The sequence below is a fragment of the Streptomyces sp. NPDC102283 genome (assembly GCF_044766265.1).
GTDB lineage: Bacteria > Actinomycetota > Actinomycetes > Streptomycetales > Streptomycetaceae > Streptomyces.
Map to the genome: position 1 here is coordinate 257,847 of NZ_JBIWLQ010000002.1, position 12,389 is coordinate 270,235.

At 70.3% G+C, this 12,389-nt stretch carries 2 protein-coding genes; both read right to left on the reverse strand.

All coding sequences use genetic code 11. The features are described from left to right. Nucleotides 1-8 precede the first annotated feature (8 nt). Nucleotides 9-10,694, reverse strand: a complete 10,686-nt coding sequence (locus ACIRJT_RS05595; protein ID WP_403904908.1) for an amino acid adenylation domain-containing protein — start codon at nucleotides 10,692-10,694, stop codon at nucleotides 9-11. A gap of 985 nt (nucleotides 10,695-11,679) precedes the next feature. After that, nucleotides 11,680-12,240 (reverse strand): SMI1/KNR4 family protein, encoded by a 561-nt coding sequence (locus ACIRJT_RS05600; RefSeq protein WP_403905464.1) that lies wholly within the window; start codon nucleotides 12,238-12,240, stop codon nucleotides 11,680-11,682. Nucleotides 12,241-12,389 lie beyond the last annotated feature (149 nt).

Here is a 12,389-nt window from a genome sequence, read left to right on the forward strand (position 1 = left end):
GGCCGCGATCAGATCGCGAGCGCGGTCAGCTCTGCGACGCGGGCGCGCAGCGACTCCAGTTCGCCGCCCGGCGCCGCCGCCGGTTCCTGGACGTCGGCGGGCACAGCGTCCGGCGGCACGGCCGTGGGGAGGATGACTTCGTCGTCGCCCAGAACGATTCCCCGGTTGTTGAGCGCGGGACTGAACTTCATCAACGTCAGCCTGCCGACCGGCGCCGCGCACAACCGTTCGATCGCCGCCGTCAGCTCGTCCGGCTGGATGAGCGGCGCCTGCGCTCCGACCACCGCGCCCCGTTCTCCCTCGGTGGGTGCGTTGTTGAAGCAGTAGCCCAGATTCAGCACCTTGCCGTCAGCGCCGTAGTGGCGTCGCACCGTCAGTGCGTACGAATCGAGGAACGTGCAGGCAGCCGCGTAGTTCGCCTGCTTGATGGCTTTGAGATAGGAGTTGATCGAGGACAGGAACAGGGCGAAATCGAGTGAGTCGCCGCCGAACACCTGCATGCACCGGACGCTCGCGTCGACCTTGCCGCGCAGCACGTCCTCGAACTGCGCCTCGCTCATCCGGGCCAGGCTCGCGCCCGAGAACACGAGTCCCGAGTGGATGACGCCGTGCACCGCGCCGAACCGTCGTGCGATCTCGTCCTTCGCCGCGCGCAGGGACGCGAGGTCGGCGGCGTCGCACCGCAGATACAGCGGGGTGGGCCCGTCCGCGCCGGCCGCCCGAGCGATCGCGGCTTCGATTCGCGCGTCCTGCTGCCTGCGTCCGAGCCACACCACCTGGGCTTGGTAGCGGCGGATCAGGTACTCGCTGATGACCGTGCCAAGGGCGCCCGCCCCGCCGATGATGACGTAGGTGCCGCCCTGCCGCAGCCGGGACGACGTCGGCGAGGCCGGCTGAACGGCCATCAGCCGCTGCTCGTGCCACCGGCCGTCGCGGTGGATACGCAGGTCGCCGTCCGGGGTCGCGGCCAGGTCGAGCACCGCGGCGAGAGAAGGCGCGTCGTGGTCCTCGACGTCCGCCACCCGCACCCGCCAGTGCGGGTACTCCTTCGCGGTCGACCCGGCCAGGCCGGCGACTCCGGCGTGCGCCGGGTCGACGACCTCGGCCTCATGGACGGCGTGCGCCCGCTCGGTGATCAGCGTCAGACCCAGCGGGCGATCGCCGTACCCCGCGGCCAGAAGTGCTCGCACCGTACGGAAGGCATGCAGCGAGCCGCTCGACTGGTCCTCGACGATACTCGCACCGGACCGGTCGTCCACGGCGCTGGGCGCCACCCAGATCAGATGGTCGAGTTCCGGGACCGACCGGAGCGACGCCTCCAGGTCGTCGTGCGTACGCCGCGACGGGTCCGCGACCACGTGCGCGTCCGGCAGGCGCGTGAGGAGAACGTCCCGCGCCTGCCCCGGGGGCGCGATGATGCCCACCGATGCGGAACTCCGCGGCCACGTGGCGGACTCCGCCCGCTGGAGGGGATCCCACACCGGTATCAGCGTGGCGACGCCGTCCGCCGGCTCCGGCGTCTGCTCGGCTCGACGGCCCGCGATGCCTCGCAGACGCAGGCACACCGTGCCGTCGTCGGTCGCGAGGTCGATGTCGATCCGGTCGGCGCCGCGGTCGTCCTCGGCACGGCGTATCAGGGCCCACATGGTCCTCGCGCCGGGCGCGAGGACTTCGGCCGACTTGATGGTGAACACCAACCCGACCCGATCGTCGCCGTCGAGCAAGCGCATGCACTGCATCGCCGAGTCCACCAGCGCCGGGTGCGGGACGGGACCGTCCACGCTTCCTGACGCCGTGCTGGGCAGCCGCAGTTCGGCGAGCACCGCAGTGTCGTGGCGGTGCACCGCCACGACCCCCTGGAACGTGGGGCCGTAGGCGATGCCGCGATCCCGCCACTCGGCGTAGAACCGCTGGGGGTCGAATTCCGTGGTCCGGAAATCCCGAAGCAGCGCGGGCAGATCGAGCGGCTGCGCGGCCGTCGGCTCCTCGGCGGACACCTCGCCCTGACAATGGAGAACGGGCTCGGCTCCGGCGGACTCGGTGGAGGACACCGTGAACCGGGTGACGCCGCCGTCCGCCCGGAGGTCCACCCGCAGGGCGCGCGGCCCGCCCGACACCGAGAGGGGTCGCAGGAAGACGATGTCACGCAGGCGAACCGCGTCGCCCGCGGGGCGCCTCGCCGCTGCCGCGGCCCACTGCAGATACATGGCCCCCGGGGCGATCCCGGTTCCCCGCACCCGATGTTCACGCAGGTAGAACTCGTCGCCGGTCAGCACTCCTCCATAGCGCCGCGGCCCGTCGTCCGCCGCCGCGCGGATCGGCAGCGCATAGCGCTCCCCCGCGAAGGGGTAGCCGGGCAGCGGGACGCGGCGGTAGCGGCTGTCGCGGAACAACTCGGCGAAATCCGGTACCGCACCGTCGAGGAACTGTTGGGCGAGCGCCCGCAACCTGGAGTCCGCGCTCGGTGCCGGAACGTCCTGCGCGGAGAGCCAGGTGGTGCACCGGCTTTCCAGTTCCGCGATGTCCCGGACCACACGCGCCCATCGGTGCCGCAGGTGCCTGCGGCCGAGCAGAAGTGTGTGGCTCACGTCGCCGACATCGAGATCCGGATGCTCGCGGCAGTGGCGCGCGAGCCGGGCCACCTGGTCGCGCAAGGCGTGCTCCGTCGCCGCCGACAGCACGATCAACCGGTCCCCGTCCGGCCTGCTCCGCGGCGGCGTGGGCGGCTCCGACGACTGCTCGATGACGGCGTGGGCGTTGGTGCCGCTCGCGCCGAGCGACGTGACCGCGACACGCCGCTTGCCGCCTTCCGGCACGGCCCACCGCCTCGGCTCGGTGTGTACGAAGAACGGGCTGCCGGCCAACGCGACGCTGGAGTTCGTCTCGGTGTGATGGGGGAGACCGGGGATCACCTCGTGCCTCATCGCCAGCAGCGCCTTGATGACGCCGATCACGCCGGCCGCGGCCTGCGCGTGGCCGATGGAGGCCTTGGTCGAGCCGAGCGAGCAGAACCGCTCGGCGTCCGTGAAGCCGCGGAACGCGCGATCGAGCGCCCGGAATTCCACCGGATCGCCGAGCTTGGTTCCGGTGCCGTGCGCCTCGACCAACCCGATGCCCGCGGGGTCGATGGCGAAGTCCTGGTAGATCTGCCGGATCAGCCGTTCCTGCGAGGTCCCGTTCGGCGCGGCGATCCCGTTCGTCGTGCCGTTGTGGTTGATCCCGATTCCACGGATCACTCCGTGGATGTGGTCGCCGTCCGCCTCGGCGTCCGAGAGCCGTTTGAGGACCAGCGCGCCGACTCCCTCGGCGGGCACGAATCCGTCGGCCGCCTGATCGAACGAACGGCACCGGCCTGTCGGGGAGAGCATCCCGGCCCGCGACGCCGCCAGATACAGTCGCGGCGAGTTCTGGACGTAGACCCCGCCCGCGATCGCCGTGGTGACCTCGCCCGCCCACAGCGCCTGACACGCCAGGTAGAGGGAGACCAGCGAGCTGGAGCACGCGGTGTCGACCGCGATCGCCGGCCCGTGCAGATCCAGGTAGTACGCGATGCGGGACGGCACGAGCGAGTTCATGTTGCCCCACAGTGCCTGGCCGGGGTAGTCGGACGGCCCCGTCAGATCCAGGTAGTCGCCCGCGGCACAGCCCACGTAGATGCCGCACCGGTCGCGGTCCAGCGACTCGCCCGCGTGGCCCGCGTCCTCCAGTGCCCGCCACGCTTCCTGGAGGAACAGCCGCTGCTGCGGCTCCATGTAGAGGGCCTCCGCACCGGAGATCCCGAAGAAGAGCGGGTCGAACTCGTCGACGCCGTCGAGGAGGCCGCCGTCCAGGCAGACGCTGCCCAGCGACGCGAGGTCCCAGCGGGACACCTTCGAGACAGCGTCCCGGCCGGAGGCCAACAGGTCCCAGAACTCGTCGGCATCCCTGGCGCCCGGGAACCGGCCGCTCATGCCGACGATCGCGACGGGCTCCCGGCCGCCGCCGGACGGCCTGGATGCGGCGGACAGTTCAGGTAGCGCGGACGGTCCGGATACGGCCGACGGCTCGGGTACCGGGGACGGCTCGGGTACCGGGGACGGCTCGGGTACCGGGGACGGCTCGGGTACCGGGGACGGCTCGGGTACGGCGCCCACGATGGCGGCGCCTCCCTCGTCGACGATGAAGCTCGTCAGCCTCCTGATCGACGGGTTCTCGAACAGCACGCTCGGATCGAGGTCAGTGCTCAGCGACTCGTTGAGCCGTTGCACCAGGGAGACCCCGGTGAGCGAGTCCAGTCCGTAGTCGGCGAAGGGCTTGTCGGACGCGAGCTCGTCCGCGGTCAGCTTCAGCGTCTCGGCGAGGATCCGCTCGACGGTCGTGCGGACATGCTCCGGAAGCGAACCGGGCGCTGCGGGCAGCGGATCCCGGCGTGGGACGGGCGTACCGGCACGCGCCAGCAGTACCTGCTGGCCCAGGTCGCGGGCGGACTCCGCCAGCGGTTCCACCGTGTCGAACCCGCACTCGCGCAACACTTCGCGCCACGCGTCCGAGGACAGCGCCGGTCCGCCCTGCATACGCCTTCCGTCCGTGAACCGCCACCACCCTTCGAGGAGCCCGAAGGTCAGGTGCGACCACCAGTCGTTCCGGGCGAGTTCGTTGAGTACGAGGACCCCGCCGGGCCGCAGCAGTGCTCTGGCATGACGCACTGCCTGCACGATGTCCTTGGTGGCGTGCAGGACGTTGTTGGCTATGACGATGTCGTAGTCGCCCGCGCCGAGCCCCTGTGCGCCGGGCACCCGCTCCACGTCGAAGGCCGAGAAGGACACGTACGGCACGTGGTCGGCGAACCGCCGCTCCGCGTCGATCAGGAACGCCTTCGAAATGTCCGTGTAGCGGTACTCAGCGACGTCGCGGCCCGTCAGTCGGGCGAAAACGCGCTCGCTGGTGCTGCCGGTGCCCGCTCCGATCTCCAGCAGCCGGATCCCGTCGCGGCGGGCGTCCGCCTCCGCGCGCACCGCGCCGGCCGTCACGTCGTTGAAGTAGTCGGCCGTCGCGTTCCCCCGGTAGACCGGTTCGACCAGCTCGAACGAGCCGCCCGGGAACATGACCGCCGTGGCCTTCGTCCGCCCGGACAGGATCGCGGGCAGGGCCTCGATCATGCGCTCGGTCAGGCCGGTCTTGGCCGCCGGCTCCGGATCTTCGGCACGGGAATCCTTCCACGCGCGCCAAGCACGCCACGCCTCTTCGAGGCCCGGCGCACTCTTCCCGGGCGCAACGAATTCGCCCTCACGCACGAGTTCCCCGTGGCTCAGCAGCACGGTCACCGTGTGGTCGAGCCACTGGGCCAAGGACGGCGTGATCCCCTGCCCGATCAGGTCGCGACGAACGGGCGCGTCGAAGAGTCCCGCCGCCACGAGCTGGGCCAGCACGAGCGGACGCGCGAGGCTGTCCATCTCGTCCGTGGTGGACGCGCGACCGGACAGGAACGTCCCGACGCTCTCAGGCCCGGCCGCGGCCACGAGCAACGATGCCGCGTCGAGCGGGTCGGCGGCCCGAGGAACCGGCGCCGCCTCTCCAGTCGGCCAGTACCGTTTCGCGGCGAACGGATACGTCGGCAGGCTCACCCGCACCGGCGGATTGGCGCCGTGGTAGGCGTGCCACTCGACGTCGACGCCGTTGACCCACAGGGGCGCGATCTTGTCCCACTCCCCGTGTTCGAGCCACCTGGCGGCCAGGTCCCGCAGCTCCCCGGGGCGAACGAAGAGGCCGAGCAGCTGGTCCTCGGGCCGTCGGGCCGTACCTTCGAACACCGGTCCGCGCGCCCCGCGCTCGACGTAGTCCTGAAGGGTCGCGATCAGCCCGTCCACGTCGTTCGCGACGAAGACCACGCGTTCGGCCATCGCCCGCCGCCCGACCTGGAGCGTGTACGCGAGCGACGCCAGATCTCCGTGCGCGTCCCGGTATCCCGGCAGGAACTCCAGAAGCTGCCGCGCGAGGACGCCGAGACGCTCCTCGTCGCGGGCCGAGAGGACCACCGCTTGGGGGCCGGGGCGTCCGGCGGCCCGCGCACCGGTCGGCGCCTGTTCCAGCACCGCGTGCGCGTTGGTGCCGCCGATGCCGAAGGAGCTCAGTCCCGCCCGCGCTGGCTCGTCGCCGTCCAACGGCAGATTCCGGTCGGCCACGAAGAACGGCGACGCGTCCCAGTCGATCTCCGAGCTCGCCGCGTCGCAGTGCAGGGTCCGCGGAACCTCTCCGTGCCGCAGGGCCAGGGCCACCTTGATGAGGCCGGCGATCCCCGCGGCCGCGTCCAGGTGGCCGATGTTGCTCTTGACCGAGCCGATGCCGCAGTACTGGCTGCGTGCCGTGTAGTGGCGGTACGCCTCGGTCAGAGCCGCGACCTCGATGGGATCGCCGAGCCTCGTGCCCGTACCGTGCGCTTCGACGTAGCTGATCGTGGACGGGTCCGTGCCCGCCTTGTCCAGCGCCTTGCGGATCACGTCGGCCTGGCCGCGCACACCGGGCGCGTAGAACCCCGCTTTGTCGCCGCCGTCGTTGTTCACCGCGACGCCGCGGATCAGGCAGTAGATGTGGTCGCCGGCGGCGATCGCCTCGCTGGCGCGCTTGAGGACGACCACGCCGACGCCTTCACCGCCGGACATGCCGTCGGCGCCGTCGGCGAACGCGCGGCTGCGCCCGTCGCTCGAGAAGTTCAGACCCGGCTGGTGGACGTATCCCAGTTCCCCCGCGGAGAACAGGCTGGCCGCGCCGACGATCGCCTGGTCGGCATCGCCGGACAGGAGTCCCTGGCAGGCGACGTGCACCGCGCTCAGCGCCGAGGAGCAGTTGGTGCTCACCGCCATGCTGGGGCCGCGCAGACCCAGCTTCGTGGAGATCATCGCGGGCACCGTGCCGCCTTGGGCGAACAGCCACGCGGCGTAGGTCTCGGAGCTCGCCAGGACCCGGGGGCCCGAGGCGTTCGCCATCAGAGCCGGGAGGAGGGCGTGGTAGAAGTTCGTGCTCGTGGACGTGGTGACGCTGGTCCCGGGAACGTCCTCCGGGCGGTAGCCGGCGTCCTCCAGCGCCTGCCACGCGTGCTGCAACAGCAAGCGCGCCTGTGGGTCCATGAACTCGGCGTCGCGGGGGGAGATGTCGAAGAACGCCGCGTCGAACTCCGCCCTGCCGTCCACGACCGATCGCTGCGGCACGTATCCGGGTCGGGTGATCAACTCCTCCGGCACTCCGAGCGTGCGCAGTTCCTCGACCGACCAGGAGGTGCCGCCGCTGCGCCCCTCCACGAGCTCGGACCAGAATGCGCGGTGGTCCATGGCTCCCGGGAACCGGCAGGAGATGCCGATCACCGCGATCGCGTCACCGAGCGAGGCGTCGGCGGCCGCCGGAGTGGCAGGGCGCGGATCAGGGTGCTGCTCGGGCTCGACCGACTGCGCCGCGCGTGGTTGTCCAGCAGGTGCCGCTCCAGCAGCTGCCTGTCCAGCGGGCAACAGCCCCGTCAGGTGCCGGGCCATCGCCGCGACGGACGGGTGCGCGAAAAGGCTGGTGGGTCGCAATGAGCAGCCGAACCCGCGGTTGATCCGCTCCACCGCTTCGATGGCCGCGAACGAGTCTCCGCCGATGTCGAAGAAGCCCGCGGCACGGTCGATTTCACGCGAGCCGAGCACCTCTTCGAAGATCCCGCGCACGGTCCGCTCGATGTCGAGCGTTGCCACCGGGCTGTCGGCGGCCGGGCGCGGCGCCGTCCGGGCGGCCTCGGTCAGTTTCGCCCGGTCGACCTTGCCGTGCGCCGTGAGCGGAAAGGCGTCCAGGGCCACGAATGCGGCGGGCAGCATGTAGGCGGGGAGGGTCCTGGCGAGTTCCGCGCGCAGCAGCGCGGCGTCGACAGGCGCGTCCCCGTTCCCGGTGCAGTAGGCCGTGAGCCTGTCCGACAGGCCCACTTGCTCAAGCAGGACGACGCTTCGGCCGATCTCCGGGCGGGCGTCGAGCACCGCCTCGATCTCACCGGGTTCGATGCGATGGCCGCGCAGTTTGACCTGGTTGTCCATCCGGCCCAGGACGACGATCTCGCCGTTCGCCAGCCGGCGCGCGCGGTCTCCGGTCCGGTACAGCCGTCCGGGCGCGAACGGGTTGTCCAGGAAGCGCCCGGCCGTCAGCTCCGGCTTCCGGTGGTAGCCGAGCGCGACCCCGTCGCCTGCGATGTGAAGCTCGCCGGTCACGCCGACAGGCAGGGGGCTCAGGTTCTGGTCGAGGACGTACAGCTGGGTGTTCGCGATGGGGCCGCCGATGGTCACCGGCTCCTCACGGCGCAGCCGCTTGGCCGCGGACCAGATGGTCGTCTCCGTGGGCCCGTACAGGTTCCATGCCTCGCCGCGCGCCACGAGTTGGTCCTTCAGGCCATCGGGTAACGCCTCGCCGCCGCACAACACCTTGACGCCCTCGGTGTTCTGCCATCCGACGCGCACCAGCATGGCCCAAGTGGCCGGAGTGGCCTGCATGACGGTGGGCCGCCAGTCGGCGATCTTCTCGGCCAGCAGCGTGGCGTCGGCGGCCGTGGCCGATGCGCAGACGCCGACCTGCCCGCCGGTGATCAGCGGGAGGTAGAGCTCCAGGGCGGCGATGTCGAAGCTGTGCGTGGTGATGGCCAAGAGCCGATCGGTGGACGCCACTTGCAGTGTGTCCGCCATGGCCAGCAGGAAATTGGTCAGCGCGGCGTGCGGAACTACGACGCCCTTGGGCTTCCCCGTGCTGCCCGAGGTGTAGATGACGTAGGCGGCCGGAGGTGTCGAGGTTCGCGGGTCCGGCGCATCGGCGGTCGTCTCCCCCGCCGCCGCCCGTGCCCAGGCGGCCCGATCATCCGCGCGGTCCGTCAGGAAGAGTCTCGCGTTCGGCGCGCCCACGGCGGCCAGCCTGTCCATCACCGCCTCATGGCAGATGATGAGTTGCGCGCCGCTGTCCTCCACCATGTAGGAGAGGCGTTCGGCCGGCAGCCGGCCGTCCAGGGGCAGATACACCGCGCCCAGCCGCATGACGGCGAGGAGGGCCACGACAAGGTCGATCGACCGTTCGTAGCAGACCCCCACAACGTCTCCGCGGCCGACGCCTCGACGCGTCAGCGCCTGTGCCAGCGCCGAACTGTGCTCTGCGAGTTCGCGATAGGTGAGAGTCCGCTCCCCGCAGGTGACCGCCGGGGCGTCCGGATTCGCCTCTGCCTGCTCCGCGAAGAGGTCCCAGCACGTCCGGTGCGCGGGAAAGGGGGCCTCGGTGCGGTTCCATTCCTCGATGACGAGGCGTCGTTCCTCCTCGTCGAGCAGGTTCAGCCCGCCTATCGGCGACTGCCCGTCCGAGTCGAGGATGCTGCCCACCAGGGTGGCGAAGTGTTCTGCCATGCCCGCGACGGCGTGGGCGGAGAAGGCGTCGGGGTGGTATTTCCAGTTCACCAGGAACCCGTCACCGGGAGCCACGTCCACCGTGAGGTCGTACTCACCCAGCTGGTACAGCCCGTCGACGAGCTCGAAGTCCGTCTCTCCGGTGGCGCGGGCCCGATCGTCCAGGTATCCGGAGAGAGCGGAATCCTGGTAGTTGTACACGATCTGGTAGAGAGGCGACCGCGGATTCACGCCCCGGGCACCGAGATCGCCCACGATCCGGTGGAACGGGTAGGTCCCGTGCTCGAGCACTTCGAGCACCGTGGACTGCACGCGCCGGGCGAACGAAGCGAACGCCTCGGAGCCGTTCGGCCTGCTCCGGACGGGCAGCGTGTTGACGAAGCAGCCGACGACCGGGTCGAAGCGTTCCGTCGGGCGCCCGGCCGCCGGCATCCCGATGACGAGGTCCTCGCTTCCGGTGTACCGGTGCAGCAGAGTCAGGAAGGCCGCCAGGAAGAAGATCCCCGGGCTGATCCCCTGTGAAGCGGTGAAGGCCGCGATGGCGGCGGTCTGCTCCTTCGACAGCCGGCTGCTGTGTACCTCGCCCACATGGGGCGCGTCCGGCGGCAGAGCCACCTGTGAGGGTAACCCGGTGAGCACGTCCGCGCCGGCGAGCTCCCGCACCCAGAACGCGCGGTCCTCCTCGGCACGCTCGCCGGCGAGTACATCCCGCTCCCACGCGACGAACTCACCGAATGAGGCGGAGCCCACCTCGATCGGCACGTCCCGCCCCTCGACCCGCGCCCGGTACGAACGGAACAGCGTGTCGGCGACGAGACGCCCCGACACTCCGTCGATCACGAGGTGATGAACGACCAGCAGAACGTAGGCCTCGGACGCGGAGCGACGCAGGACAGTCAACCTGGTCAAGGGATCAGCGGCCAGGTCGAACGGCCGCCTCGCCCTTTCCGTCAAAGAGTTCACCACCCGACCGGACGGCACGTCGGATATGTCCACGTACTCGACGAAGAAGCCGTCCGCATCTCCGTGGGACAGAAGCGGCCCGTCATCCGTCTCGCGCACCGAGGCCGAGAGAAGCGGATGCCGCGAAAGCGTGTCGCGGAACGCGGCCTGAAGCGTGGCGGTATCCACGTCCGCGAACGAGAAGCACACGGGAACGTTGTACGCGTACGTCTCCGGCTCCATCTTGGCAAGCGCCCACAGGCCGCGCTGCCCCTCGGACAGAGGGATGTCCACGCGTCTGTCGAGCTCGGCCAGTACCCCCGTCGTCGATATCTCGCCGTCGGCGTACATGCGGGCGAGCGCTCGAAGGCTCATGACGAACTCCTTCCTGCCACGCCACCCAGGCATGACACCGCGGCAGAAGATCGCGAGCGAACGCGAGAATTCTGCCCGAGCCCGCACGGAGCAGGCCTCCAGTTGTCTTCCGACGCCCACCCGTGCAACGCCCACCCGTGAACCCGGCCGACTATGACCGCTCCTTGATCATCGTGGTCGAACATCGTGTCCCCGCACCGGGCCACGTTCCCGAGCGGCTCCCGCAGCGGCACCGACTCCGGACTCCGGGTGCCGAAGGTCAATGGGCGGGGTGGTGCGACCGACAGCACCTCGATCAGATCCCACTCGGTGGTATCGAACGACTCGGGATGGCCTGACCGCTGCGACACGCTCACCAGCGCGTCGGCCGGGCCGTAGGACCAGCCGCGGTGGGTACAGGTGTGCTTGCGGATCGAGCGGAAATCGGCGCGGCACGCCAGGGTGCCGCAGTGAGGGCACGAGGCGAGGCAGGCCCGGATCGGGACGAACACGCGGCCCCACTCCCGGCGGGAGGGTTTCGCATCGACACCGGACAGTCCACCGGTCCGCCCTCGGCGTCGACGAGCCCGAGCGGTCGATCGAACGCGACATCCCGGCCGGGCACTTGAGGCCTGTGCGCAGCAACGAGCAGCAGGCGCCCACGGATATGGCCGTCGGTGTCATGACAATGAGTATGACCCGCGGAGCGTTGCGTGTTCTCGCGTTTGTTCCGCTGTGGGACACATCACTTATACGTTTCGACCAGCGAGGAGTACGTGATGCGCGCTGCCGCCGGGAGCCGGCGCCTGACCGATCCAGTCGTCCCCGCACCCGCAGGGGGTGTTCCTTCGCAGGCCTGGTTTCCGGAAGCCCACTCGCGCGACTGCGGTCGCCGCCTCCAACAATGACGTGCCCGGCCCGCCGATCAGGTTCAGCGGTGCCGGTGTCGGAGACGACCAGGATGTCGCGGTCGCCGACGTCGAGTCCGCGACCTGCGTCGGAGGCGCTACTCGGCCCGCCACCAGCCCTGTCCGACATGCCAGTCCCTCACCCAGCGCAGGAAGTCGCCCCCCGGCTGATCGGACGGGCCGTCGGCATAGGGTGCGGCGCATCCGTCTCCGAGCCACCACACCCTGCCGCGTTGCGGCCCGGTCACCACCAGCGTCCAGTACTCACCGGGTTTGTCGCTGCCCAGCAGTACGGAGCCGTGCTGGTAGGTCTGGTGCAATGGAGACGAGTGGCGGGTGTCGTACTCGTACTCCCACTGCCACTCCTCTTCAAGAGGGAAGGGCCGGCCGGGCAGGCGTAGGGCGGTGCCGTCGAACGGCACCGGGCTCAACCAGCAGTCCGCTTCCCAGACGGCCCAGCTGTCCGGTTTCTCTCCCAGGGGCAGCAGTCCCCCCTCGTCGGGCGGACCGTCGTCGGTGCCGTCAGCGACCTCGGTCACGAAAGTGCGATACGGCTCGGGCAACACCACCCCGTGTCTTCGCTCCCACACCAGAAGCTCTTCCCTGTCCAAAGGTCGGTGACGGACCTCTGCCGGAAAGGCTTCACGCAGGCCGACCATCGCAACCGAAATCGCATCTTCCACGCCCTACAGGTACCACCGGGCACCGACACTCCGGCTTCGGACCACTGCACGCGGCGGGTGGACAGCCAAGCTCGGACGGACTTCTTCGCTTGCGACTTCGCATGCCTCCGGCCGGGAGAGGAAGC